Annotated in this window: 27 protein-coding genes; 3 read left to right on the plus strand and 24 right to left on the minus strand. The window is 27.2% G+C overall.

Features of this window, described 5'->3' with window-relative positions; translation table 11 throughout:
* Positions 1 to 13 precede the first annotated feature (13 nt).
* The 12 genes from JYG23_RS07115 to JYG23_RS07170 all read right to left on the minus strand — a co-directional run bounded on the left by JYG23_RS07115 (position 14) and on the right by JYG23_RS07170 (position 14407).
* Positions 14 to 2206 (minus strand): U32 family peptidase, encoded by a 2193-nt coding sequence (locus tag JYG23_RS07115; protein ID WP_207237749.1) that lies wholly within the window; start codon positions 2204 to 2206, stop codon positions 14 to 16.
* On the minus strand, positions 2203 to 3339 hold the full coding sequence (gene zapA, locus JYG23_RS07120; RefSeq protein WP_207237750.1) for a cell division protein ZapA: 1137 nt from the start codon (positions 3337 to 3339) through the stop codon (positions 2203 to 2205). Before zapA ends, JYG23_RS07115 begins: the two co-directional genes overlap by 4 nt.
* 20 nt (positions 3340 to 3359) lie before the next feature.
* Complete coding sequence (locus tag JYG23_RS07125; RefSeq protein ID WP_207237751.1) at positions 3360 to 4340, minus strand: 3'-5' exoribonuclease YhaM family protein; 981 nt, start codon at positions 4338 to 4340, stop codon at positions 3360 to 3362.
* 175 nt (positions 4341 to 4515) lie between these two features.
* Complete coding sequence (locus JYG23_RS07130) at positions 4516 to 5736, minus strand: DUF4349 domain-containing protein (protein WP_207237974.1); 1221 nt, start codon at positions 5734 to 5736, stop codon at positions 4516 to 4518.
* 11 nt (positions 5737 to 5747) lie between these two features.
* Complete coding sequence (locus JYG23_RS07135) at positions 5748 to 6329, minus strand: RNA polymerase sigma factor (protein ID WP_207237752.1); 582 nt, start codon at positions 6327 to 6329, stop codon at positions 5748 to 5750.
* A gap of 247 nt (positions 6330 to 6576) precedes the next feature.
* Positions 6577 to 8106: a histidine ammonia-lyase gene (gene hutH / locus JYG23_RS07140; protein ID WP_207237753.1), complete on the minus strand. Its 1530-nt coding sequence runs from the start codon at positions 8104 to 8106 to the stop codon at positions 6577 to 6579.
* A 160-nt stretch (positions 8107 to 8266) separates the two neighbouring features.
* A complete protein-coding gene (locus JYG23_RS07145) occupies positions 8267 to 9046 on the minus strand; it encodes a hypothetical protein (protein WP_207237754.1) in 780 nt (259 codons plus the stop codon).
* A gap of 110 nt (positions 9047 to 9156) precedes the next feature.
* A complete protein-coding gene (locus JYG23_RS07150) occupies positions 9157 to 9408 on the minus strand; it encodes a hypothetical protein (RefSeq protein ID WP_207237755.1) in 252 nt (83 codons plus the stop codon).
* 111 nt (positions 9409 to 9519) lie between these two features.
* The gene (locus tag JYG23_RS07155; protein WP_207237756.1) at positions 9520 to 9735 is read right to left on the minus strand and encodes a DUF3006 domain-containing protein; all 216 of its coding nucleotides are present in this window, start codon (positions 9733 to 9735) and stop codon (positions 9520 to 9522) included.
* 18 nt (positions 9736 to 9753) lie between these two features.
* Entirely contained in the window at positions 9754 to 10680 is a 927-nt protein-coding gene (locus tag JYG23_RS07160; protein WP_207237757.1) for a ComEC/Rec2 family competence protein, read from the minus strand.
* 151 nt (positions 10681 to 10831) lie between these two features.
* Positions 10832 to 12610: an ABC transporter ATP-binding protein gene (locus JYG23_RS07165; RefSeq protein WP_207237758.1), complete on the minus strand. Its 1779-nt coding sequence runs from the start codon at positions 12608 to 12610 to the stop codon at positions 10832 to 10834.
* A 9-nt stretch (positions 12611 to 12619) separates the two neighbouring features.
* Positions 12620 to 14407, minus strand: coding sequence for an ABC transporter ATP-binding protein (locus JYG23_RS07170; RefSeq protein ID WP_207237759.1), 1788 nt, complete (start codon positions 14405 to 14407; stop codon positions 12620 to 12622).
* Positions 14408 to 14768: 361 nt separating this feature from the next.
* On the opposite strand from JYG23_RS07170, the gene JYG23_RS07175 reads away from it, so the two are divergent.
* Positions 14769 to 14927 carry a hypothetical protein gene (locus JYG23_RS07175; RefSeq protein ID WP_207237760.1) on the plus strand — a complete coding sequence of 53 codons (159 nt, stop codon included), beginning with the start codon at positions 14769 to 14771 and terminating at the stop codon, positions 14925 to 14927.
* Between the two features lie 129 nt (positions 14928 to 15056).
* Here the strand turns inward: JYG23_RS07175 and JYG23_RS07180 are convergent, their stop codons facing one another.
* The 4 genes from JYG23_RS07180 to JYG23_RS07195 form a co-directional block, all read right to left on the minus strand.
* A complete protein-coding gene (locus tag JYG23_RS07180; RefSeq protein WP_207237761.1) occupies positions 15057 to 15269 on the minus strand; it encodes a hypothetical protein in 213 nt (70 codons plus the stop codon).
* Positions 15270 to 15277: 8 nt separating this feature from the next.
* A complete protein-coding gene (locus JYG23_RS07185; RefSeq protein ID WP_207237762.1) occupies positions 15278 to 16033 on the minus strand; it encodes a hypothetical protein in 756 nt (251 codons plus the stop codon).
* Between the two features lie 168 nt (positions 16034 to 16201).
* Positions 16202 to 16411 carry a type II toxin-antitoxin system HicB family antitoxin gene (locus JYG23_RS07190; RefSeq protein WP_207237763.1) on the minus strand — a complete coding sequence of 70 codons (210 nt, stop codon included), beginning with the start codon at positions 16409 to 16411 and terminating at the stop codon, positions 16202 to 16204.
* Between the two features lie 259 nt (positions 16412 to 16670).
* Entirely contained in the window at positions 16671 to 17201 is a 531-nt protein-coding gene (locus JYG23_RS07195) for a hypothetical protein (protein ID WP_207237764.1), read from the minus strand.
* Positions 17202 to 17574: 373 nt separating this feature from the next.
* Here JYG23_RS07195 and JYG23_RS07200 point away from each other — a divergent pair, with 373 nt between their 5' ends.
* Positions 17575 to 18348, plus strand: a complete 774-nt coding sequence (locus tag JYG23_RS07200; protein WP_207237765.1) for a type III pantothenate kinase — start codon at positions 17575 to 17577, stop codon at positions 18346 to 18348.
* 25 nt (positions 18349 to 18373) lie between these two features.
* Here the strand turns inward: JYG23_RS07200 and ytxC are convergent, their stop codons facing one another.
* The 8 genes from ytxC to htpG form a co-directional block, all read right to left on the minus strand.
* A complete protein-coding gene (gene ytxC / locus JYG23_RS07205; protein ID WP_207237766.1) occupies positions 18374 to 19213 on the minus strand; it encodes a sporulation protein YtxC in 840 nt (279 codons plus the stop codon).
* 55 nt (positions 19214 to 19268) lie between these two features.
* Complete coding sequence (locus tag JYG23_RS07210) at positions 19269 to 20000, minus strand: DUF6873 family GME fold protein (protein ID WP_207237767.1); 732 nt, start codon at positions 19998 to 20000, stop codon at positions 19269 to 19271.
* 178 nt (positions 20001 to 20178) lie between these two features.
* Positions 20179 to 21054, minus strand: a complete 876-nt coding sequence (gene hslO, locus JYG23_RS07215) for an Hsp33 family molecular chaperone HslO (protein WP_207237768.1) — start codon at positions 21052 to 21054, stop codon at positions 20179 to 20181.
* Between the two features lie 36 nt (positions 21055 to 21090).
* Positions 21091 to 22713: a putative manganese-dependent inorganic diphosphatase gene (locus JYG23_RS07220; protein WP_207237769.1), complete on the minus strand. Its 1623-nt coding sequence runs from the start codon at positions 22711 to 22713 to the stop codon at positions 21091 to 21093.
* A 3-nt stretch (positions 22714 to 22716) separates the two neighbouring features.
* On the minus strand, positions 22717 to 23445 hold the full coding sequence (locus JYG23_RS07225; protein WP_207237770.1) for a class I SAM-dependent methyltransferase: 729 nt from the start codon (positions 23443 to 23445) through the stop codon (positions 22717 to 22719).
* A complete protein-coding gene (locus tag JYG23_RS07230; protein WP_207237771.1) occupies positions 23426 to 23626 on the minus strand; it encodes a small, acid-soluble spore protein, alpha/beta type in 201 nt (66 codons plus the stop codon). Before JYG23_RS07230 ends, JYG23_RS07225 begins: the two co-directional genes overlap by 20 nt.
* Before the next feature lie 70 nt (positions 23627 to 23696).
* Positions 23697 to 23837: a hypothetical protein gene (locus tag JYG23_RS07235; protein ID WP_207237772.1), complete on the minus strand. Its 141-nt coding sequence runs from the start codon at positions 23835 to 23837 to the stop codon at positions 23697 to 23699.
* A 110-nt stretch (positions 23838 to 23947) separates the two neighbouring features.
* Positions 23948 to 25828 (minus strand): molecular chaperone HtpG, encoded by a 1881-nt coding sequence (htpG, locus tag JYG23_RS07240; protein WP_207237773.1) that lies wholly within the window; start codon positions 25826 to 25828, stop codon positions 23948 to 23950.
* Between the two features lie 139 nt (positions 25829 to 25967).
* On the opposite strand from htpG, the gene JYG23_RS07245 reads away from it, so the two are divergent.
* Positions 25968 to 26159 carry a hypothetical protein gene (locus JYG23_RS07245; protein ID WP_207237774.1) on the plus strand — a complete coding sequence of 64 codons (192 nt, stop codon included), beginning with the start codon at positions 25968 to 25970 and terminating at the stop codon, positions 26157 to 26159.
* Positions 26160 to 26204: the final 45 nt, after the last annotated feature.

Genomic DNA, 26204 nt, shown 5'->3' on the forward strand with positions numbered 1-26204 from the left:
TTTACAATTAATATTACAATATGTTTTTAAAATAATGTCCTCTTGTAAAGCTATTTTCCTGCAATATATCATACTCTTTATTTTCTACATATTCTTCATTTAACTCTTTGTCTAATACGTCTATAACTGATTTTATATCTTCTGCCCATTTACTATCTATAAAGTAATAATCAATATCAATATCTAAAAATTCACTTGTTTTACTTATAGTTGTTAGAGGTACACTATTGTACAACTTTGAAAGGCCATTTTCTCTTTCAATGTTAAATGTTATATTTTTTCTATCCTTCAACTTATATCCAGAACTATATTCGCACGATTTACAATTTCCATGGCTTTTACAGCCTTTAACTACTGAAAATGGACAATTTTTCATTGTCATTAACTGTACATATGCATAAGCAACTATTTCAGTTTGTATTGGCGAATACTTATTTATGGATTCTATGTCTTTTATATTTGATTCTACTGAAAGAGTTGCGCTACTTGCACCACTTTCATATAGGTAGTTAGCACTAAATGTATTAATTATATTGAAAAAATATCCACAATGAATTTTAAGCTTACTATATCTTTTAAAGAAATATAAGCTTCCAACATTGTTTACATAAACTCCATCGTAAATATTCTCAAGTTTTTTTATATTTTCCAACAAATATTCATAATCTTTATTATTCATAATATTAGGTATCCATAAAAACTTCTCTGTATTTCTTATATTTTCAATTTTACTTGTATCGTAATCATTGAAATCATAAGGCACATATATACGCGCAATTTTATCACTTATATAATTTAAATCTGCTAACGAATTGATTTTGAAACTGATTTTTGACTTGTCTAATTGCTTTGATTGTGGTATTAGTATTTCGTTTTTTGTAAAGCTATCGATTTTTTGTCTGTTAAAAGAATTCGAATGTAAATCATATAATTTATCTACAGCCTCTCTTCTTAATTCGTTTATTGTACTTTTTCTAGCAAAAGTATTTTCATCAAGTTTTATAAGTAAACTGTTCAAATTAAAAATCGTATTGCCTAGTTTATATAGCTGCTCTTTTAACATTTCTTCATTTACAGGATTTTTTATACTTTGCTCTACTATTTCGCTACTAAAAACTACAACTTCATTGTAATCATCTTTTGCAGTTAATTTTATTTTTTGTCCTAAGCAAACTTCAATACTTAAATCTATATTTCTTCTTCTATGTTTGCTATATGGATTTATTCTATCTTGTATTTCGTCTACTATATTGTCTATATCTTTACCTTTTGAGCCAGAACTTACTCCAGCAAACATATCTTCTTTGCCGTTTAAAAGATAGCCATTGGTAAAGCCTCTGCTAAATACAGATTCTACTTTATTTTCAAGTTCCAATAAATCATAATTTTCACCATTTATATAGTTGTCTATCAAATGTCTATAATACTCAACAACGATAGCTGTATACTCTGGATTTTTCATTCTTCCTTCTATTTTTAGTGTAGTTACTCCTATATCTATTAAATCTGTAACCGATAAGCCAGCTTTAAAATCTTTCAAACTTAATAATGGCTTTTCGTCAAATTCTTCTATGGTTGATTTGTTAGTATTATTAAAGAAACTATAGTTAAGCCTACATGGTTGTGCACACTTTCCTCTATTACCACTTCTTCCTCCAAAGTAACTACTTAAATAGCATTGACCTGAATAGCACATACAAAGAGCACCGTGTATAAAAGTTTCTATTTTCTTATCAGTTGAATTAGCAATTTCTTTGATTTCATTAAGTGATAATTCTCTAGATAATATGAATCTATTTATTTCTATATTATTAAAAAACTCTATGCCATATTTATCATATACAGTTGCTTGTGTACTTACATTGATATTTAAGTTTGGTATATATTTTTTTATAAGATATATCAAACCTAAGTCTTGAACTATAACTGCATCAACATCAATTTCATACAAAAATCTAGTATAGTTTAGTGCATCTATGATTTCTGTATCTTTTAATATTATATTTACTGTAACATAAACTTTTACGTTTTTATTATGCGCATATTTAACTAATTCCACTAGTTCTTCATTTTCAAAATTGTCAGAATATTGTCTAGCATTAAAATTCTTTCCTCCAAGATACACTGCATCAGCACCACTATTTATTGCAGCATAGAAGGCATCCTTATTTCCTGCTGGAGCTAATAATTCTATTTTTTTTATCATACTGTCTCCTCATTCGCTTTTGTAGCATCATCCAACAGCTTTAACAATTCACTGTTTTCATTTTTCAAATTGTTATTTTCTTTCATCAACAAATCTTTGTCATTTACTAATTGCTCAATATGTACTGTATTTTGATAATTTTCTGACTCTTTTCTATTTAGTTTTTCGTTCATTTCGTTAATAGTGAAATTTGAATTTTCTAGCTCATTGTTAGCTTCTAATAATTCTTCAAGACATTTTTCTTTTTCTTCATTTGTTCGTTCATATTTTTTATTTGTTTCACTCTTTAATATTTTCAACTCTTCAATAAATTTATAATTTTGACCTATTATATCATCTTTATGTTGTATCTTTTCTTTAAACTCAACTATCTGTTTATTCAAAGCTGCATTCAAAGCTTGGATTTGATTAAAATCATTTTCAATTGATTTTTTATCTTTACTTAAAAGGTCATTTTTAACTTTTATATCATTTAATTCTTTTATATTATTGCTTCTCTTAATTTCATTATCAGATATAACTTGGTCTTTTTCATTTATATTGTTTAACAGTTTTGTTATTCTTGAGTTTAAATCATTCTTAACTTTGTCATTTTCTTTTATTTCATTTACAAATTTATCTCTATCAATGCCCATATCATTGCATTTTTTGTTTAAACCTCTAACTTGATTTCGTAAATTTTCAACTTCTATTTCTTTTTGAACCATTTTTTGTTCTTTTTCTTTAAAATTATTTTCAAGGACACGAACTTTATTTGATAAATTTTCTTTTTCTTTTTGAACACCATTAATTTGCGTTATGAGAGATTGACTTTTACTACTTAGCTCCTCAACTTTGTTTCTTAACTCCTCATTTTCATTGTATAATGAAATTATTTTTTCTTTTGATTCTTGTGTTTTTGCATCACATTCATTTTCTATGTCTGATATATTTTGTTGAAGTTTAACATATTTATCGCAAATCATAAATGAAGTAAATATATATTTTTCTATTTCATTAAATTTTTTATTATTTACTGCAAACACGTCTAATTGTTCATTTATAATTCCTTCAACTTTTTTTACATGTTCATTATTTTCATCTGTTTTAACAGTGAATTCTTTATTTCCTATATTAAGCTCTATGACGTTCACTATGCAGTACCTCCCTTTAATTATTTAATATTGTTATCTATTGGTTTGTAAACACTTCTATTGTCTAAAACCCAAACCCTATCTGAAAATCGTCCTTCTTCTACTCCTTTAAGTACATTTTCAAAATCAAACATTCTTGCGTCTATAATATCTAGATAATGGAGTACCTCTGATTCTATTGTCATAGGCTTTTTAGGACTTCCGTATTCTGGTTCATAATGGTGTGATAAAATCATATGTTGCAAAACAATGCTTTTTTCCCTGTCTAGACCTATTTTTTCTCCCTCAATTTCTATCTCCTTTACACCTTGTATTATATGTCCTAACAGTTTTCCTTCCATAGTATAGTCTGAAACTACACCAAAATCATCCGAATCCATCTCTAACACTTTACAAATATCATGTAAAATAACACCTGCAAATATATAGTCTGTATTTAATGAGCCATATATCATACTAATCATTTCACCTGTTTTTAGCATTCTAAGTACATGGTATAATAGTCCACCTCTATATGAATGATGATTTTTTTTGGCAGCTGGATAAAATAACAGCTTATTATTATATTTTTCTAATATATTATTTACTAGAGTTCTAATTTGTATATCTTTTATTTTATCAGCAAAATCTTTTACTTCTTTTAACATTTCATTTGGTTCTATAGGCGCAGATGGTACAAGTTGTGAAATTTGTATGTTTTCGTTTTCAAGTAAAGCTCTAATTTTGTTTACTTTTAGTTGTAATGCTCCACCCCATTCTAGGATTTCACCTCTAACTTTAACTATGCTATTTTCAACTAATATTTCTTCACTTGCCTTAGGGTTTTCCCAAATTTTAGCATTGATTTCTCCAGTTCTATCTACCAGATTTAAATCAACATACAATTTACCAGCAGTCGTTTTTTTTACATCATAACTTTTAACTAAAACAAATGCATCAATTTTATCTCCAGCTTTTAGCTCTTGTATGCTCTTTTGATTATCATATATATTATTTCCCATTTTTTTAATATCTCCAAATTCATATTTATAAAATAGCTTAATTTCTGTCTAAATTTTATTATAGATATTTTATAATTATTTTACTTTAAGTTATTCTATTATTAACATTGTACCTAATTTTTATTAATATGTAAACAAAAAGAGCGCATTAAAACGCTCTTTTTTAAATTTATTTTTATTTTTTCGTTTTTCTTTTAGTTATTAGTGTTAAAACAATAACTAAAATCGCGATAACTATTATATATGGCAAATACGTTATCAAATAAATAACAAAATTTTGCAATAATTTCACTATGTTGTTTATGGTTTTTATTATACCTTCTTTAGATTTTTGCCAAACACTTTTTGATGAAGATATATCAATGCTTTTTCCTTCAACCTCAATAATATTCAACTCTATAGTTGACATTGAAACTCTATCATCTATATCACTAAGTGTTATAGAATAACTATCAATCTCTGTTCTTATTCTTCTAATTTCATTTTCTAACTGAAGTATTTCTGTTACATTAGTTGCTTTGCTATATAATTCTCTTAACCTATCTTCTTGAATTTTTAAATTCTTTACTATATTATCTATATCATAGTAATGTTTTGTTACATCATTTTCATTGACTACTTCGTTTGTTACATCACTTTCAGATTTAATAAAATTTATAACATTGTAAAAATGCTCCTCTGGAACTCTTACCTTTACATTTCCACCTTTATACTCTTTGTCATCAATTATTTGTATTGTATAAGTTCTATTGTACTCAATATATCCATCACTTTTCCTAGTTAAATCTAACAAAGAATTTAAAAAACTCTTGTATTCTAATGTTGTAGTTTCTATATTGCATGATTTTATTATCTTTAATGTACGGTTTTCTTGATTTTGTATGCTATTAGTCATAGATAACTGTTTATCTTCATCATTTGAATAATTTGCATCTATATCTTGTGGACTTTCAGCCACCATCTGTTCAGTCTCTTTATTAGCATTATCATACATTTCACCATAGTTTGAATCATCTGCTCTATTACCCATATCTAAACTTTTATCATAGTCACCATTCATATTTCCATTCATGCCATTGCTAGCAAAATATACTCCTGTAACAACCAAAATACATGTTGCTGCTATTGATATATATTTTATAAAACGATTCCTAACTATTCTATGCTTATCGTCAACTGCCTTTTCTAAGCCTTTGTGCAACTTCTTACAATATCCAATAGGTAGTTCTTCCATAGGTAGTTTTTGTATTTCTTCTATTAATTTTTTATATGCTTCTAATTCTAACTTACAATCATCACATTGAGATAAGTGTTGTTCAAATTGTTCTTTTTCAAATAAACTCAATTCTCCATCTAAAAAACTAAATATTAAATCTCTAAACTCACTACAATTCATTGTATCACCACCTATATTTCATTTCTCAATATATTATCTGTAACTATATCTTTTAATTTTTTTCTTGCTCTATTTAACCGTGATTTAACAGTTCCTTCGTTGCACGACAAAACATCTGCTATTTCCTTATACGATAAATCTTGTAAATCTCTCAACACTATAATATTCTTAAAGTCATCTTCTAATTTATCAATACTATCATATAACATTTGTTGCTCCAATTTATTTTGAATTATTATGTCAGGGTTATTTGTATTATCTGGTATCTCTTTGGAAAACTCATTTTCATCATCTTCTATAAGCTTATCTATTGAGTATTTAACTAATTGCTTTTTTCTTTTAAAATCCAGACATGTGTTCATTACTATCCTATATAGCCACACTTTAAAAGTTGATTGCATATTAAAAGAATTAATATTTTTAAATACTTTCACTAAAGATTCTTGAGAAATATCTTCAGCATCTTCTTTGTTATGTAATACTCTTAACGCAATATTATATGCTACTTTTTTGTATTCTTTTATAAGCTTTTCGAATGCGTCAATATCGCCTTTCTGACTTTGTTTAATCAGAAACAGCTCATTATCATTCATTTTTCCACCCCGCTTACTTATTAAGACGAATATAAAACTATTTTGTTCCATTTCATCTTTAAATAATTTATATTCCTTATTATATCTTAGTAATATAGTTTTGTCTATTAAACTGATAATTTATAAAATAACTATTATTTACATATATCGTATTTTGTAAAATAATGTGCCTTGTAAAATAAAAATCTATAAATTATATTTAAATAATTTATAGATTCTATATTTAACATTGATTTTTGAAGGCTAATTAAAATTGAATTTTTCCTGCTACTTCTTCAACAGTTTTGATTATGTTTTGATTTATTATAACACTTTCACATTTATTGATATCCTCATATAATGGTCTATCTTCTTTTAGCATTGGTACTAGGTCTCTTATAGTATCATATGCCATTTTTGTACCAACTCCTAAACCTTTATTTCCTCTAAGATCTATTGCTTGACAAGCACACATGATTTCCATTGCTAAAACTCTTCTAACATTTGTCATAATTTCTCTTGATTTTCTTGCAGCTATAGTTCCCATTGAAACATGGTCTTCTTGATTTGCTGATGATGGAATACTATCTACACTTGCAGGATGTGCTAAAATTTTATTTTCAGAAACAAGTGATGCTGCTGAATATTGAACTATCATAAATCCTGAGTTAATTCCACCTTTTTCAACTAAAAATGCAGGTAAACCACTTAGTGCTGGATTAACTAATCTTTCTAAACGTCTTTCCGAAATATTTGCTAATTCTGCTAATGCTATACCTAAAAAGTCAAAGCTAAGTGCCATTGGTTGACCATGAAAATTTCCACCAGATATTCCTTCTAATGTTTCTGGGAATATAATTGGGTTATCTGTAACAGAGTTCATTTCTATCTCAACTCTTTCTTTTACATAATTGATAGCATCTTTGCTAGCACCATGTACCTGTGGAACGCATCTAAGTGAATAAGCATCTTGTACCCTTATTTCTCCTTGCTTAGATGTCATTTTACTACCGTCTAATAGTTTTAACAATATCTTAGCAGTATCTCTTTGTCCTTTATGTGGTCTAACATCATGAACTTTATGATCAAGAGCATCTAATACTCCGTAATGAGCTTCAAAACTTAATGCTGCTGCAATATCTGCTACCTTAACTAAATCAAGTGCGTCATATAATGCTAATGCTCCTACTGATGTCATAACTTGAGTACCGTTGATTAATGAAAGACCTTCTTTTGAAGTTAACTCTATAGTATTTATGCCTGCTCTTTTCATTGCTTCTGCGCCATCCAATACTTCCCCACCAAATTCTGCCTCACCAAGTCCTATCATTGGTAACACAACATGTGAAAGCGGTGCTAAATCTCCACTTGCTCCTAAAGAACCTTTTTCAGGTACTATAGGATGTACTTTTTTATTTAACATATCTATCATTGTTTGGATAGTTTCAAGCTTTGCTCCTGAATAACCTTTAGCTAAATTATTTATTCTTAATAATATTATTCCTCTTACAATTTCAGTAGCTAGTGGATTTCCAGCACCTACTGCATGTGTTATAATTAGATTTTTTTGTAATAGTTTTGATTCATCTTTCGTTATTGTAACATCGCTAAATTTACCAAATCCAGTTGTAATACCATATACAACTTTACCATTGTCTACAAAATCATCTACTATTTTTCTTGAAGCTAAAACCTTTTCCTTTGCTTCATCAGCAAGTTCTACTGTAGCAAACTCTCTACATACTTGAACTAATTTTTCTAGTGTCAAATCATTTCCAGTTATTATAACTTTACTCATAATTATACTCCTCCATTATTATAAATAAAAAAAGGCCGTTTTTAGGCACATTAAATGTACCAAAACTCGCCTCCTATTATCTAATATCTATAGGCAAAATCGCTTATAAATTAATTATAGTAATAATAATGATATATGTCAATATCCTTTTTACATTTTTTTACTTTATTATCATATTAGTATCTACTTTGGTAGGATTTTGATCGCTAATTGAAATTGGATAAACAGCTATTTTATCTCCAAGCTTTAGGCTTGATAATGAAATATTAACCAAAGTTTCCGGTTTAACAGATATTTCATAATCTTTGTTATCAACATTATTTGCCAATATTAATAACCTTCCATTTATTTCTCTTGTTAGTCTTTTAATAGTTAAATCTAACTTAACACTTTCGTCATAAAAGTTTACTAACTGATTACCCTTATCTGTTACTACATAATCAAATATTGCACTAGTGTCTTTAGACAATACAAAATCACCAGGATTTAGAATTTGAATTTCCTCATCGTCTGTCACAGCTGTTATAAATTCATCTCCAACTTCTTTTATTTTACCTACTATCCTAGTTATTTGGTCCCCGGCTTCAGTTACTCGCTTATTAAAATCATATTGATCATATAAACTCACATCATATCCAGTTTCATTGGCTTTAAGTAAAATATTTTCTCCAATATAAAAGTCTTTAACTTTATCAGCATTTATTTTATAACTTTTTGTTTCACCATTGCTAAAAACTTTAATTTCATCATCATTGATTTCATACAATTTTCCAATAATATCATTTAGTTCTTCACTTGTATTTTCATTGTTTTCTATATTGCTATCGTTTTTATTATCTTCTTTATAATTATCATTAATTTCATCATTAGTTAATGTACATGCACAAAATACTAAAGATAAAGCAATTCCTAATGATAATATTTTTATATATTTTCTCATAAAAAGCCTCCAGTTTTATTGTATATATCTTTTCCAATTAAAAGTATATTATACATAAAATTAGAGGCTTAATAGTGTTAATTAAAATAAAAAATGCTGTTTTAATTTAATTAACAATTATTAATCATATTATTGTATACTACTGTATTTTGCATGTCATTAGGCATTATAATATAGTCTCCCAGTGCATTCCCTGTATTATCTCCGTCATTATCTTCATCTGTATCTGGATCTAGGTCTGGATCTAGATCTAGATCTGGATCTGTATCTATATCGGGATCTGGATCTGTTGTAGTAGTACATCCACAGAATAAAGACATTACCATTGCAATGACTAAAAATAATAATAAACTTCTTTTCATAATAAACCTCCATTTCTTAATATTTATAATATTGTTTTCATAATTTAAAATAATATACATTTTGTAAAAAAACAATTGTCTATAATTTGAAATAATTATAGACAATTGTTTTTATTTTCTTTTAAATTTTTTCATTCTTTCCTCAAGTATACGTCTTCTTTTTATTGTTTCTTCAATATTTATAGTGTAGATATTATTAGTGAATTCTATAATATCTCCTTCTTTTGCCCTAGAAGGTAATTCGCTTGTCAATACAAGCTTATCTTTACCATCTTCAAGTTCAAGTACTGCATAATGTCCTTCAAACCTATCTAATATATACTTCATGTTACCCCCAATTAATTATTATGGATTACATCTGCTACAAGGTTCATATCCTTTTTCAATTGCTTCTTCACGAGTTTTAAAATACACTCTATTACTTTCTTTTGGCAATGAATTACAGCTTTCTAAATGAAATTTTTTAGAATTCTTATTTCCAATATATACCATGTTGTTTTCTTTATCAATAATCTTATCATTGTTATCTGGTTGCATAATTACAGTATCATTATTAATTTTTATATTATTTCCATCACTTATAACAACAACCGTTTCTGAAACATCTGTTCTATAAACTTGTGATTTTATGTTTGTTAATTTATCTAGCAATTCAGCATGAGGATGACCATAATCATTATCCTTACCACAACTAATTATTGAAATTTCAGGATTTACTTCGTTTAAAAATTTTCCTGTACTAGAACCACTACTTCCATGATGTGCTACTTTTAAAACATCCGCTTTTAAACTTATTTTAGTTTCTATAATATCCATTTCTGATTCTTTTTCCATATCACCAGTAAACAAAAATCTCGTGTTTCCATAAGTGATTTTTAAAACTAATGAATTATTATTTAAATCATCATATTCTTTTACAGGACCTATAATTTGTGTGTCACAATCTCCAAATGATATTTTATCTTCTACATCTGGAATAATTGTTTCTATGCTTTTATCATCAATTTTATCCAATAATTTTTCAAAAGTTTTAGTAGTTGCAAGTTTACCAGACATATAAATAGTACCGATATCAAAACTATCTATAACATCTACTGCACTCCCAATATGGTCTTTATGTGGATGAGTTAGCAATAAATAATCTATTTTCTTTATACCACGACTCTTTAAATAAGGAATTATTACTTGACCTGCTCCAACATCACCAGCATCAATAAGCATAACTTGGTCTGAATTAGTTAGTAAAATACAATCTCCTTGACCTACATCCAAATAGTGTACTTCTAAAATACCGTCTACGTTTGAATCTTCATAAGTATTATTAGATACATCAACGCAACCAATTAGTAATATGATGCATAAAACAATAAGTACTAATTTAATATTTTTAATTTTTAAGCCCTCCCTAGGTGCAAATTAATTACTAATGCTCATATTGTAATTTGTATAGTTTATAATACATACCATGGTTTGTCAATAACTCTTGGTGTGTTCCCTGTTCAACTATTCTACCCTTATGCATTACAATTATTTTATCCACATTTTGAATAGTTGAAAGTCTATGAGCTACAACCAAAGTTGTTCTATCTTTCATAATCTTTCCTAAAGCATCTTGTATTAAACTTTCTGTCTCAGTATCTATATTTGCTGTTGCTTCATCCAGTATTAATACCTTAGGTTTGAAAGCAAGAGTTCTTGCAAAGGATAATAACTGCCTTTGTCCAGCTGAAAACGCTGCACCTCTCTCTATAACCTCATCATCGTAACCATTTTTTAATTTATTTACAAAACCATCTGCATTTACATACTTTGATGCCTTATAAATGTCATCATCACTAATCTTATCATTTTTAAGTCTTATATTGCTCTTGATATCACCAGTAAATAAAAATACATCTTGAAGCATTTGACCAATTTGCATTCTTAAATTATCGACCTTGATATTTTTTATATTTATCCCATCAAGAAGAATTTCTCCCTTTTGTATATCATAATATCTACCTATCAAATTTTGTATTGTAGTTTTTCCAGCACCAGTTGCCCCAACGAAAGCAATATTTTGTCCAGGCATAACCTTAAATGATATATCTTTAAGTATCCATTCACCCTCATTGTATGCAAACCAAACATTTTTGAATTCTATTTGTCCTTTAATGTCCTTTAATTCAATTGCATTATTACTGTCAATAATATCTGACTCTTCATCCAGCAAACTAAATATTCTTTCAGCAGATGCTGATGCTGATTGAACTATATTTAACTGTTCAGCTAATTCTTGTATAGGTTGAAAAAATTTACTTATATATCTTTGAAAAACAACTATTGTACCAATGGTTATTTCATTTGCAAAATATAATTTTCCTCCAAACCATAATAACAATATAAGTGAAACTATATTTAATAAATACATACTTGGTCTGTATATAGAATATATAATAATTTGTTTTGTACGTCTTTTTCTTAATTGCTCACTTTTATCTTTGAATTTTCGTAGCATTTTATTTTCCACTGCAAAAATTTGTACAACTTTCATACCTGAAACATGTTCTGCTACAAATGAGTTCAATTCAGATATCCTTCTTCTAATTTGTCTGTAATTTTTCTTAGAAATTTTAGTAAATATAATAGTAAACAAAATTATAAATGGTATAACTGTAAATGTCATAAGTGATAGTTTTTTATTATAGCTTATCATTGTAATGATAACACCACCCAAAACACAAACACTTTTTAAAACATTTACTATAACGCTTGTATACATTTCATTTAGAGTTTCTATATCATTGGTTGCCCTAGTAACAAGTTTTCCATTTGGATTGTTATTATAAAAATTAATTGATAGTTTATGTAAATGCTTAAATACATCCATTCTTATGTTATAGATTACCTTCTGTCCAACATATGAAAGTACTATAGCTTGCAAATAACTTAATACAAATATTACAAATATTATTCCTACATATTTTAAAGCATTATATACTATCTCTCTAGCTGCTGAATCAGTAGGTTCTTTTATATTGTCAACTATAATATCAGTAACCTTACCAATAATGATAGGCTGTGATAATTCTAGATAAACAATACCTACAATGAATACACAAGCAATTATGAACCAACCTATATGTGGCTTTGCATATAATAATAATCTTTTCAAAGTTTTAGGATTATATTTCTTTTTATTATCAACTTTTTTTGCTTTCATTTCTACCTCCTACACTTCTTCATCAATCATTTTTTCAAGCAATTGTTTTTGGTAAAGTGAATTATATAGTCCTTTGTTAGCTACTAATTGCTCATGATTACCTTGTTCAACTATTTTGCCCTCATCTATAACAATAATATGGTTTGCATTTTGAATTGTTGAAATCCTATGCGCAATAATTATATTTGTTTTTTCTTTTCTTTTTACGTTTAAATTTTTAAGTATTTTTTCTTCAGTATCTGTATCAACAGCTGATACCGAATCATCTAATATCAGTATTTCCGGATCTTTTATTAGAGCCCTCGCCATTGAAACACGTTGTTTTTGTCCTCCTGAAAGCGTTACGCCTCTTTCTCCAACTACCGTATCGTATCCTTCATTAAAATCTGCAATATTTTCATGCACACAAGCAAATTCAGTTGCTGCAATTACATCATCTTGAGATAATGTTCCATCACTAAAATCAACATTGTCTTTTATGGTATCAGAAAACAAAAAATTATCCTGTGGAACATAGCCAATATTTTTTCTAAGTGTTTCCAATGGAATATCCAAAATATCACGTTCACCTATGTATATACTGTCCCTATCGACATCATAAAGCCTTAAAAGTAAATTTACAAGAGTTGTCTTACCACTACCTGTTCTACCCACGATGCCCAATGTTTCTCCTTTTTCTAATTTAAAAGAAACATCTTTTAGAACATATTCGTCGCTATCAGGATATTTATAATTTAAATTATGTACCCTAATACTTCCATCATATTTCTCAATTCTCTCTATATTTTCACTGTCTTTAATTTCAACTTTTTCATTTAATACTGACTCTATTCTTTTCAATGCTGCTGAACCCATAGTAATCGCATTAATTGTAATTCCAATAGCCATCATTGGCCATACTAGCATTCCTAAAAACTGAATAAATGCAGCAAAATCCCCAACACTTATAGTGCCATTTAAAGAAATATATCCTCCAAAGCCTATAGCAATTGCTAAAGATAATCCAGAAATTAGATTCATTATTGGATGCATACCAGCTTGAATTTTAGCCAAATTCATATTTTTTGTAAAATAATTTTTGTTTATTTCTTTAAAAGCTTCAATTTCCTTATCCTGTTGTACAAAAGCTTTTATAACCTTAATACCAGATAAGTCTTCTTGTACAAAATCCGAAATACCTGCGAATGCCTCTTGTCTTTCAGTAAACCTTCTAAACAATCTCGGTCCAATAATAGTAGTAGTAAGTGCTATAAGTAAAAGAGGTATTACCGCTGCTATTGTTAACAAAACATTTATTTGAGTGACCATATTATATATTGTAAAAATACACAAAGCTATAACATCAAATAACATCATCATACCCATTCCCATGGCATTTCTTACAGCCTCTAAATCGTTTGTTATATATGCCATAATTTCACCTGTTTTATGATGGTTATAATACCTTTGAGAAAGCAACTGTAAATGTTCAAACAAATCATTTCTAATGTCTCTCTCTATTTTTCTTGATGCTCCAAAAATAAAATATCTCCACATAATTCTACCAATAACGATAAATAAAGCAAGCATCGCTATATTAATTAGTTTGCTATTTATTCCACTAAACTGGATACTTCCATCTTCAAAGCCATCAATTACATTGCCTATAATAATTGGAACCTTTGTTTGTAAAAAGTCTATCATTATTAAGAAAACAATTCCAATAATGTATTCTATTTTATATTTTGCTATAAAGCTTCTTATATAAGGACTTTTTAGCATACTCATCATGCTATCTTTTCCTTTTTTTATGTTCATAATTGTCAACCTCCATTTATAAGTTTATATTTAGCACAAGTATTATTGTATACTAAGAAACAAAATTTTGCAAAAGATTTTTACAAAATTTCCAAAATATTTTTGTTAATAATTATAAACTTTTATGTAAGAGCTAATAACTTGCAGCTTTAAAGAATAAATATTTTTCGCACTAATTTTCATAGAAATACAGCGAAAATCTCTCAATTGCGGTAAAATAAAAGAAAAAACTTTTTCGCATTGGATGATTGTATGAGTAAGTGGTTGAGAAAAGCTGATAAAAGAAAAATAAAAGAGCAAGATGTGGATTTTTAAAATACTTAATTGCTAGTGAAGATATTTAAATTAAGGGGTTTAAAATATGGAAAAAGGAAAAACTATTAAGCAACTTGCTGATGAAATAGGAGTATCAAAAACAGCTATAAGAAATAAGCTAAATGACGAAATAAAAACTATGTTTGCGAAGTTTCCGATTCGGATTCCGATTTTTCAAAATTATCAAGTATTATCAATGTGTTAGAAGATAGCACAAAGTTACTTCAAGAGCAACTGAAAGAAAAAGATAAACAAAAAGAATAGTAATTTAAAATTAAAAGCATCCTAATTTGTTAATAGGATGCTTTTAATATAATCATTTATATTATTATTATTATGGATTACCGGCAAATGTATTTGTATGGTATTTTTTTCCTGTAAGCTTGTCAAATACTATATCTTCACTTTCTCCACTAAAATATTCGTATCTATTATAATTTACGTATATTAAAGTAGAAATAATTATGCTTAATCCTATAACGACACTAAGTAAATATAAATAAAATTTATTTGATTTATTATTTTTATTATCCATTTTATTATCCATGATGATCTTTATTTCTCTTTCTCATAAAGGTCATTTGTCATATATCGTCCTCCATTTGGTTTATAAGCCCACCCTGAAGAATATACTTCATCTCCTTCAAGAATATCGAATGTATATTTAGTTTTATATTCCCATATTTCAAATTCTCTATAATAGCCTTCAGGTATCGAAACGCTTACTTCCCATTCTTTCTCTTCAGCAAATCCAATTTCACCACCAAGTTTTAATTCAACAATACCTTTAACTTTACCACTGGCCTCTCCATATAATTGATAAGTAGATGCAGTTTTGACTGTATGTGTAAACTCCGCTTCTCCCTCTATCGTAAACGGAACTCCTTCAGACGGAGTGTACCATTTATTACCTGCGTACGTCCAATTTCCAACATTGTATGTTGACATTAAAACAAATTCAGTTTTATTAAATTCAGTTTTTAAGTTATTCTCTTGTGGTAAAATATAAGTAATTGTTCTTGATTTAAGTTTTCCTTGGCCTGTTTTATCAATTTTTTTAAGTTCTTCTTCATCTGTAATTTCTACAATATAAACAATCTCATCAGTTTTAGAATAAGTTTTTAAAGTTGCACCTTTTTCTAAATACATTAATATTTCGTCGTAAATATTGACATAAGATTCTTCAATATTTAGATCATTATTTACATCATTTGTTACATCACTTGCCGTCATAGCATTTACTGGTGTTAATCCAATAAATAGTACCCCTATTAGTGTAGCTGTTAAAATACTTTTAATTTTTTTCAACATTTTTGTTTCCCCCTAAAAAATTATTTATTTTATATACCTCTATATTATAACATTTTTATCATAAATTATAATTTAGTTTTATTGACATATAATATCAAAAAATGAAATTTAATGTCATTAGCATATTTATTATTAACAAAATATCGGTTAAATTTAGATATTAATTTATTATTTACACTCAATTAAAAACACTCTATTTCGGTCATCTAACATTTGACTTGGATCTGGTAATGGTATATTTTCATCAATGTAATATCCTACAACTAATTTAAGGGCATCTTTTGCCATTTCTAAAGCATGTTCAATACTATTTCCAAAAGTTATACATTCAGGGAAGTCTGGAAAGGTCACATTAAATTTCCACTTTTCATCTGTCATAATTAGACATGGATAATTTACTTTTTTCTTTATTTTTCAATATCTCCTTTACTTAAATTTGATTATGTAAACGATAATTATAAATAATATTGGGGTAATAAATAGATTTATGTATGTGAGTATGTCAATAAACTTGTTTCTTCGCAGAAACGATTTAAAGCGATTTTTAGCATTACTTTTTATTTCTTCAACTTCTTGTACATATTTTTCAGTTTCGTTGGTTATTTGACTAAATAAATTTCTTATGGAGCTATTTGTATTATCGTTCATGCTCGATACCTTTTGATTTATTGGTTCTAGTGCTTTCTCTATCTCTTGTGAGATTGTCTTTTCTAGTAAGCTGTTGCTCTCGTTTAACTTGTTGACTTTGCTGTTCACCTGTTCTACTAATTGACTTAATTGCTTGTTCAACTCCTGATATTTTATTGTTGATTGATTCAAGCTCTCTTTTAGCAGAGTGTTCTCGTATTCCATTCTTGCTATTGAGCTTAACTCCTTTAATGTCATATTGTTTAAGCCTTGCATATCCTTGACGTTCTCGTTTTTCTGTTGGTAAAAGTCTTTGATACTTTGCTCTTTGTATTGGGTTAATTGGTCTATATCCTCTTGTATTTGTTTCTCTTTGTTTTTCTCTATTTCTTTCAAATTCATGTAATAAGTTCTCCTTTCCGTATTCGGTTCTAAACGTTTTTTCAAGATTAGAGTTTCGTACTTTGTGTCCGTCTTTATCGGTAAAGGTAATATATTTTCTGTTGTCTTGCCAATTTACTTTATAACCTTGTTTTTCCATAAGGTTTATAAACTCATTTTTATTTGTAGCTATTGATTTTGCCTTGTTTACGTCAAGTGCTGTGTCTAGTACATAGCTCTTATATTCAGATTTTGCTCCTTTTTCAATAGCTTTAAATTTGCCTATTTCGTAAGTGCTTATATTCTCGCTATGTTCATGCTTTGGAATGATTGATAAATTATGCTCTTTGCATATCTTGTCTGATTGTGGAGAAAATTTTAAAAAAGATTTTTATTTGGATATAGTTTAGTTTAATGAAATTTATTCTTTGCCGCTGATAACTTGTATAATAACTTGTATAATAACTTGTATTAATAATTATTTATGCTATAATATTTATGAATTTAATAAGTGATTTTACGGAGGTAATAATATGATTTTAGTAGTTGATATTGGAAATACAAATATAATTTTAGGAGTTTATAAAGATGATAATCTTCTTGGAAATTGGAAAATGCTTACTAGAAATGTAAAAACCTCTGATGAATATGGAATGTGCATACTTAATCTTTTACAGTTTAATAATATAAATTATAAAGAAATTAGAAGCGCCATTATTTCTTCTGTTGTACCAAATATTATCCATTCCTTTACAAACTCTATAAAAAGATATTTTAACATTGAACCACTAGTTGTGGGACCAGGTATAAAAACAGGATTGATGATTAAATCAGAAAATCCTAAAGAGGTTGGTGGAGGTAGAATTGTTAATGCAGTAGCAGCAATTGAGCTTTATGGTGGTCCAATAATTGTTATTAATTTCGGTACAGCAACTACATTTGATGTAATAAACAAAAAAAGTGAGTTTTTATATGGAATTACATCACCAGGTATACAAATTAGTGCAGATGCCTTATATTCTAAAACAGCTCAACTTCCTAATATAGAGATTAAAAAACCTAAATCAATACTTGCAAAAAATACTATAACTAGCATGCAAGCAGGACTTGTTTTCGGATATATAGGTCAAACAGAATATATAATAAAGAAAATTAAAGAAGAACTAAAAAATACGAATATAAAAGTTATTGCAACTGGAGGCCTTGGCAAAATCATCAGCAATGAGACTTCTGAAATTGATATATATGATTCTGAGCTTCTGCTAAAAGGATTAAAAATAATTCATGATAAAAACATTCAAATGTAAAAAATAGACCACCATTTTGGTGGTCTTATGTTTTGCAGTATTCACAACTAGTGCAAAATTTTATTCTATCTACAAATAGTTTATTAATTATATCTATAGTATTTTTTGTCGTTTGGTCAACTTCCTCATCTTCATTTGGTAAATGTAAAATTATTTGTTTCGGAGATATAGTTATTATCAAATTAATAATGCTTTCATCGTACACTATTTCTGAAGGCTCTAACTCTTCTGAAAATTCAACATCTGTAACTATACTAATTTTTCTCATATTTTCATCATAAATTTGCAATTTCTTATTTTTGTATATAATATTTATAATGTTTTTATTACTTGATTCATCATCAGAAAAATATTTCAATATGTTTATAAAGTTATAATATTCCTTTTTTATTAAATGATCATCTATACATTTTTCAACTATTTGCTCTACGTAAGCAATTATAAATTTCAATCTAAACTTAATAAACCCATAAATATTTATAGTGTCATACTCTTCTAAATATTCTTTTATTTTATTTTTGAATATTAAATATGTTTTTAAATCATTATTTATATTCTCATATATATTTTTCTTAATATTATCTACTTCTTGTTCTTCAAAATAAAAATAGCTTTCCTCTAAATACTCGTAACACTTTAGTATCATATATTCTTTTATAACATTGTTTATTTTTTTCGTTATAATTTCTAAACTTTCAGCTTTTCGTTCAATATTTTTTATACTATAAACAATTTTATCATATCCATTATTGTGAGTATCTAACATAATTGATATGTTTTCATCTTCTAAATCAGTTAAAATATTAATTAAATTATAATACTTAATATTGTCTTTTCTATCAATTTCTAATGATAAAAGCTCCAATTTGCCACTCCTCTCTAGAATAATTATTTGCCTTTATCATTTGCAACTTTACTATTTAAATAACTATTATTGTTCCTAAATCCACCAAATTATTGTCTGTGCTAACTTCTATTTTAATTTTAGAATCTTTAACAAAATTTTTTAATAGCTCACTATCTTCTAAGTTTTTAAGTTTTCCAGTCAGCATTAAAATTTTATCATTTATAAGACCCATACTGCCACCAATAAAACCGTAATTAAAACCATCTAAAATAATATTTCTAGGATTTATATAAATACATTGTATACCTAAACTCAAAATAGTATTATAAATTGTAATATCAGAAGTAATTGCTTTATAATCACTTATACACGCTGTAGAACATTTTGAATAACCTTGATTAACGTGTACAAAACTAACACCTGATTTCTGCAAATAATATTTCAAAACTTTATCAGTATATTTTAAATTGTGTATTGCATAATTACCTATTCTTGCTACATTATATGCAATATCGTTTGGATAGTTTCTACTTAAAGTTTTACCACCTTTAATTACTTTTATTCCACTATTTTTTAGTACATCATTATAATAATCATAGACATTTGGCGCAACTACAATAGTTTCATAGTCTATTGGATGAATTACCATATCAGGATGACCATTTATTGGCTCTAATAACTCCTCACATTTTATCGTTTTTATTGGTTCTATATCATATTTTTTTATATATTGAAATATTTTTTTATCTGCTCTGTAATCTACAAATGCAAATCTTGTTTTTAATTTTGGTAAAAATGGATTCACTCTTAATTCCTCTATATATTATATTTATTATTTATATATTATCATAATATATCGTTCGTATAAATCACTAATTTATACACAGCCTTTTTAAAAAAGCAAAAAAGTTAACCACAAATCATAGCATATTAATCTTAACTGTGACTAACTTTATTAAATCCCTGTTTATAATGTTATTTAATTATAAAGACTTTAAAATTTTATTTAATTGTTCTTCATTATATTCGTATTTTTTATTACAGAAATTGCAAGTGATTTCTGCACACTTATCTTCTTCAATTATTTTTTTAAGTTCTTCTTTTCCAATAGATATCAAAACTCTCTCTATTCTTTCATCTGAACAGTCACATTCAAATTTCACAGGCATTTTTTCATTTATTTTTACATTAAAATCTTTAAATATATCTTTAACTATTTCTTCTATATCTCTATTATTGTCAAAGAAAGATGAAACCGATTTCATATTTTTAAATAAATCCTCTAATGCTTTTACGCCCTCATCTGAAATATCTGGTAGTGGTTGAACTATAATTCCGCCTGCAGCCCTAATAGAATCGTCTGTATTTACTAAAACTCCTGCAGCAATTGCAGATGATGTTTGCTCTGAAAGGAAATAGTATAATGCTAAATCATCTGCTATTTCACCTGTAACTATATCAGAGGTCCCTACATATGGTTCTTTTAGACCAATGTCTTTTATAACAGTTATTTTACCATCAGTCCCTACTACTGAACCAACGTCCAACTTACCATTAGTCTTTCTAGGCACATCTGCACTAGGATGGTCAACATATCCTTTAATTATACCTTGATTATTTGTTGTAACCAATACTGTTCCTAATGGTCCGCCACCGTTTATTTTAACGGTTAATTTATCATTATCATTTTTCATCATATAACCCATCATCAATCCAATAGTCAATGTTCTACCAAGCGCTGCTGATGCTGTTGCTGCTGTATGATGACTTTGTCTAGCTTTCTCAACAACTCCAGTTGATTTAACAGCAAATATTCTAAAGCTTTTATTATTATCTATTGCTCTTATCATATTATCCATATTACTTCACCCTCAATCGTTTTTTTACCTGTAATTTTACATATATTGTATTACATTCATAATTCCAGGTACTATTTGCTTCTTACGTGATACACAATTTGGTACATAAATTCCTTGATAAACTTCAACCAAATTGAATATATTTTTAACTATATTTTCTTGTAAAGTTGAATAGAATATATATGAACCTTCATTTATTATATCAGTTACAGCCATAATATTTAATAAGAATTCCTTTTCTGATTTTATATTATTGATTAATTTTATATACTCATCTTTTTTAATCATAATTTCATCTATACTCAACGTAAATACTTGAGAAACACCAACTTTAATTTCATCTGACACAAATTCTTTATAGTCTTGATAAAATACTTCTTCAATTGATTTTCCTTTTAAAGATGTACCTGCCTTAAACATTTGCATTGAATATTCGTATACATCAATACCAAGAATTTCAGCCAACTTATCAACAGTTTCTCTATCTTTTTGTGTAGTAGTTGGTGATTTAAACATCAACGTATCTGAAATAATACCGGATATCATAAGTCCAGCAACAGATTTATCAATTTCTATATTATTTTCCTTGAATAGTTGATATATAATTGTATTAGTACTTCCTAGTGTCATATTTCTAAAATTTATAGGTAAAGAAGTTCTAATATCACCTATTTTATGGTGATCTACTATCTCTAAAATATCAGCTTCCATTAATCCATCAACGCTTTGAACTGATTCATTATGATCAACTAAAATTACTTTTTTTCTAGTTGGATTTATTAAATGTCTTCTACTCAATATACCTAAATATTTTTTATATTTTGTTACTACTGGAAATTTTGAATGTTTAGAATTTTCTATTTCTTCTTTACATTCTCCCACATACTCGTTTTCGTTAAACATTATTATATCATTTTTGTTCATTATTTCATTTACACTTTTTGAAAAGCATAAATTCTTTGTTGTTTGGTATGATTTCAAAGGTGAGCTAATAATATTTACACGATTTTTCTTTGCACTGTTTATATATTTTTCAGGTATATCTAAATTTCCTGTTACTATTATCAACTTAACTTTTCTTTCTATAGCATATTCAATAACATCATACCTATCACCAACTATAACTATTGATTTTTCGTTAAATGTTATATTGTGCTTTAATGTTTTTTCATAAAATGCTGCTACAATAATTTCTCCAACAATAGTATCATCTACTCGAACTATTTGCTTAGCATTAAGTGTTTCTATTATATTATTATATAACGCTTCAATTTTACTTTCGTCAGTATTAATTAGACTCATTGCAATATTCTTCATTGTGATTACACCTAACAATTTGTTATGTTCATCAACTATTGGAAGCGTCCTCAGTGTATTTTCATTCATATATTTATAAGCATAGTGTATTGATACATTACTCATCAATGGTTTTGTTTTTTCATAATTTAAATCTTTCACTTGAAGCTTTACATTATCAAGCAATTTTGGAGTTTCTACATTAAAATAATCTAAAACAAATTTAGTTTCTGTATTTACATTTCCAAGAACATATGGTATTGACTTTTCATTAATTTTATTTTTTAAGTATGCTAAAGCTATTGCAGCGCAAACACTATCTGTATCTGGTACTTTATGCCCAAAAATTAAATTGAACTTCACTTTTTACCTCTTTTCACATATAAATGTAGCCCTAATTGAACTATCTTCTAACATGTTTTGAGTATACCCATCAAATTTTTTAATATTAGTAAATCCTATATCTTCTAAAATTTCTGTAATACTATCTACATCATGTAAATAATGCGTCTGTATCTCTGTAATTCTATCGTACTTGTCCATATCTTTTACAAAGAAATTAATTTCCATCTGAATTTTACTATTATCTTCATCAAGAGAGTTTTCCCAAACATAAAATACATTATCTTTATCATAAATATAAGTATCATTCATACTTAAATACTTGTATTTTGTACTTATATCAAAAATAAATTTACCACCATTACGCAAATGTTCATAAACATTTTTAAAAAATGTCGTTGCATCTATAAGGTTTAGATAATTTAATCCATCACAGCAACAAATACAAGCATCAAATTTGCTATTTATTTTAAATTTAGTCATGTCTTGATTTAAAATCCTGACATTTCTGTATCTTCTTACTTTATCATAAGCTTTTATCAACATTTCTTCAGAAATATCGAAAGCTGTTATATTGAAGTTTTCTAAAGCTAGAAGGCTTGTTATATTACCTGTTCCACATGCAGCTTCCAAAATTGTAAAGCTATTGCTCTGCAGTTCATTAGTAATGAAGCTTGTCCACTGCTCATAGTCAACATCATCCATCAATTCATCATAAATGGACGCAAATTCTTTATAAAAGTTTTGCCTCATCATCTATTTTCTTACCCTTCCTTTTTTTAGCAGTCATAATACCGCCTATTCTTCCACTTTCCTTGGCAGTTAATCCACCCCAACCTAATTCATCTATTTTGTCTAATAATCCAATTTCTTTTGCTATTTCAAGTTTAATCAAGTCATTCTCAGTAAGTTCTTTTTTCCTATTATTACCCATTATAACACCTCATATAAAGTATAAATTTTATTAATCATTATATGAGATATTATTAACATAACATTATAAATTATACATCAATGTCTTTTTTAGATTTTATTAACAATCTAATTTCTTTTAATATAACTAATATTTTATTCAATGTAAGCTGTATACTTATAAGTATAAGAAAAAACATTGCAACTAAAATTATAGTAACTTGATTTGGCATACTTATCACCCTTTTTAAAAATAATTCTCAAAACATTATACACAAAAAATTAGGTAAAGTCTATATAAATATAAACCTTACCTAATAATATATATTTATGATTGTATTTATTACAACATTAAATTACATACTGCGTTAGAATATGCTACTGGATCTTCAACAGATAATCCTTCTATTAACAATGCTTGAGTATACAATATTTCTGCGTAAGTTTTAATTTTATCTTTGTCGTTTGCTAATAAGCCGCATAATTTATTGAAAATTTCATGATTTGCATTAATTTCCAATACTTTTTCTGCTTTGATACTTTGATCATTAGGCATTTGATTTAATACTTTTTCCATTTCTAAAGAAATTTGTCCATCTACTGACAAGCACACTGGGTGACTTTTTAATCTTGTAGATAACCTTACTTCTTTTACCTTACCATTAAGTGCTTCTTTCATTATATCAAAAAGTTCTTTATTATCTTCTGATTTCTGAGCCATTTCTTTCTTTTCTTCTTCAGTTTCTAGGCCTAAATCACCTTCTGATATAGATTTAAAATCTTTTTCTTTATAGTTTCTTAAAATTTTGATTGCAAACTCATCAATATCGTCTGTCATATATAATACTTCATAGCCTTTATCTTTTAATAATTCTATTTGTGGTAAATGTTCAATTTTAGCAATACTTTCACCACTTACATAATATACGAATTTTTGCTCTTCTTTCATTCTAGAAATGTACTCTGCTAATGTTACCAATTTATTTTCACTAGATGAATGGAACATAATCAAATCTTGCAATATATCCTTATGCATTCCAAAATCATTGTAAACACCGTATTTTAATTGCAATCCAAAGCTTTTATAAAATTGCTCATATTTTTCTCTTTCATTCGAAAGCATTTTTAACAGCTCAGACTTAATTTTCTTTTCTAAGTTAGTAGAAATTATTTTTAATTGTCTATCATGCTGTAACATTTCCCTAGAAATATTTAAAGATAAATCTTGAGAATCAACTAAACCTTTCACGAAGCTAAAGTGGTCTGGTAATAGATCTGCACATTTGTCCATTATCAATACACCATTTGAATATAGTTGAAGTCCTTTTTCGAATTCTTTAGAATAATAATTATATGGAGCTTTACTAGGTATAAATAACATCATGTTATATGTTGCTGTACCTTCAATGCTACTATGTATAACCTTTAACGGACTTTCATAGTCAAAAAACTTGTCTTTATAGAAATTATTATAATCTTCATCTGTTAGCTCAGAAGATTTTTTTCTCCATATTGGAACCATGCTATTTAAAGTTTCAATTTCTTTATATGTTTCAAATTCACCCTCTTTACCCTCAACTGGTTTTTGCTTTTCTATTTCCATTTTAATAGGGTATCTTATATAATCTGAATATTTTTTTGTTATTGATTTAATCTTATGTTCATCTAGATATTCATCGTAATTTTCATCTTCTGTATTGTCTTTTAAATATAAAATCACTTCAGTACCATTTGTGTCTTTTTCACATGGTGTTATTGTATAGCCATCTGCTCCATTAGACTCCCAACAAAAAGCTTCTTGACTATCAACAGCTTTAGAAAAAACCTTAACTGTCTTGCTAACCATAAATGAAGAATAAAATCCTACACCAAACTGTCCTATAATATCAATATCTTCTTTTTTCTCATTTTCTTTTTTAAAAGCTAAAGATCCACTTTTAGCTATAGTTCCTAAATTTTTTTCTAATTCATCGGTATTCATTCCACAACCATTATCTTTAATTGATAATGTTCGCTTTTCCTTGTCTATTGCTATATCTATACAAAGTGACTCTCTGCTAAGTCCTGTATTACCACTTTTCAATGCATTATAATAAAGTTTATCAGTTGCATCACTTGCATTTGAAATTAATTCTCTCAAAAATATTTCCTTATGCGTATAAATAGAATTAATCATTAAATCTAATAGTCGTTTAGACTCTGCCTTAAACGCTTTCTTTTTCATAATATATTGCACCTCTTTATTTAATCTTTTGTTAGCACTCTAAAACGTTGAGTGCTAATATATTTATATAATAATACTATTTTTAATAAAAATCAATACAAAATGTAAAATAATTTAAAAATTATATCTTAGTCGAATTATGGCGCTTTTTTTGGTTGATTATTACATTTTTTACAATTATAATATAATAAGAGATTGCAATCTTAATATAAAGAAAATAGATGCAAATTATTATGAAAATCTATTTTACATAAAAATTCAAAGAGACTCAGGAAAGCCATCTGCTTGGGCACAATTAAGAACATCAGAAACAAAATCAGAAGTTGAATAATGTTTATAAAATATTTGTGAGCTGCATTATAATTAATTCTATCAC

It is taken from the genome of Sedimentibacter sp. zth1, assembly GCF_017352195.1.
Lineage (GTDB): Bacteria > Bacillota > Clostridia > Tissierellales > Sedimentibacteraceae > UBA1535.

Excerpts from the sequence above, each read along its gene's own strand:
- JYG23_RS07115 (WP_207237749.1), bottom strand. The coding sequence starts at position 2,206 with ATGATAAAAAAAATAGAATTATTAGCTCCAGCAGGAAATAAGGATGCC.
- JYG23_RS07125 (WP_207237751.1), bottom strand. The coding sequence starts at position 4,340 with ATGGGAAATAATATATATGATAATCAAAAGAGCATACAAGAGCTAAAA.
- JYG23_RS07130 (WP_207237974.1), bottom strand. The coding sequence starts at position 5,736 with ATGAATTGTAGTGAGTTTAGAGATTTAATATTTAGTTTTTTAGATGGA.
- JYG23_RS07135 (WP_207237752.1), bottom strand. The coding sequence starts at position 6,329 with ATGAATGATAATGAGCTGTTTCTGATTAAACAAAGTCAGAAAGGCGAT.
- hutH (WP_207237753.1), bottom strand. The coding sequence starts at position 8,106 with ATGAGTAAAGTTATAATAACTGGAAATGATTTGACACTAGAAAAATTA.
- JYG23_RS07145 (WP_207237754.1), bottom strand. The coding sequence starts at position 9,046 with ATGAGAAAATATATAAAAATATTATCATTAGGAATTGCTTTATCTTTA.
- JYG23_RS07150 (WP_207237755.1), bottom strand. The coding sequence starts at position 9,408 with ATGAAAAGAAGTTTATTATTATTTTTAGTCATTGCAATGGTAATGTCT.
- JYG23_RS07155 (WP_207237756.1), bottom strand. The coding sequence starts at position 9,735 with ATGAAGTATATATTAGATAGGTTTGAAGGACATTATGCAGTACTTGAA.
- JYG23_RS07165 (WP_207237758.1), bottom strand. The coding sequence starts at position 12,610 with ATGAAAGCAAAAAAAGTTGATAATAAAAAGAAATATAATCCTAAAACT.
- JYG23_RS07170 (WP_207237759.1), bottom strand. The coding sequence starts at position 14,407 with ATGAACATAAAAAAAGGAAAAGATAGCATGATGAGTATGCTAAAAAGT.
- JYG23_RS07175 (WP_207237760.1), top strand. The coding sequence starts at position 14,769 with ATGGAAAAAGGAAAAACTATTAAGCAACTTGCTGATGAAATAGGAGTA.
- JYG23_RS07180 (WP_207237761.1), bottom strand. The coding sequence starts at position 15,269 with ATGGATAATAAAATGGATAATAAAAATAATAAATCAAATAAATTTTAT.
- JYG23_RS07185 (WP_207237762.1), bottom strand. The coding sequence starts at position 16,033 with ATGTTGAAAAAAATTAAAAGTATTTTAACAGCTACACTAATAGGGGTA.
- JYG23_RS07190 (WP_207237763.1), bottom strand. The coding sequence starts at position 16,411 with ATGACAGATGAAAAGTGGAAATTTAATGTGACCTTTCCAGACTTCCCT.
- JYG23_RS07195 (WP_207237764.1), bottom strand. The coding sequence starts at position 17,201 with ATGGAAAAACAAGGTTATAAAGTAAATTGGCAAGACAACAGAAAATAT.
- JYG23_RS07200 (WP_207237765.1), top strand. The coding sequence starts at position 17,575 with ATGATTTTAGTAGTTGATATTGGAAATACAAATATAATTTTAGGAGTT.
- hslO (WP_207237768.1), bottom strand. The coding sequence starts at position 21,054 with ATGGATAATATGATAAGAGCAATAGATAATAATAAAAGCTTTAGAATA.
- JYG23_RS07225 (WP_207237770.1), bottom strand. The coding sequence starts at position 23,445 with ATGAGGCAAAACTTTTATAAAGAATTTGCGTCCATTTATGATGAATTG.
- JYG23_RS07230 (WP_207237771.1), bottom strand. The coding sequence starts at position 23,626 with ATGGGTAATAATAGGAAAAAAGAACTTACTGAGAATGACTTGATTAAA.
- JYG23_RS07235 (WP_207237772.1), bottom strand. The coding sequence starts at position 23,837 with ATGCCAAATCAAGTTACTATAATTTTAGTTGCAATGTTTTTTCTTATA.
- htpG (WP_207237773.1), bottom strand. The coding sequence starts at position 25,828 with ATGAAAAAGAAAGCGTTTAAGGCAGAGTCTAAACGACTATTAGATTTA.
- JYG23_RS07245 (WP_207237774.1), top strand. The coding sequence starts at position 25,968 with ATGGCGCTTTTTTTGGTTGATTATTACATTTTTTACAATTATAATATA.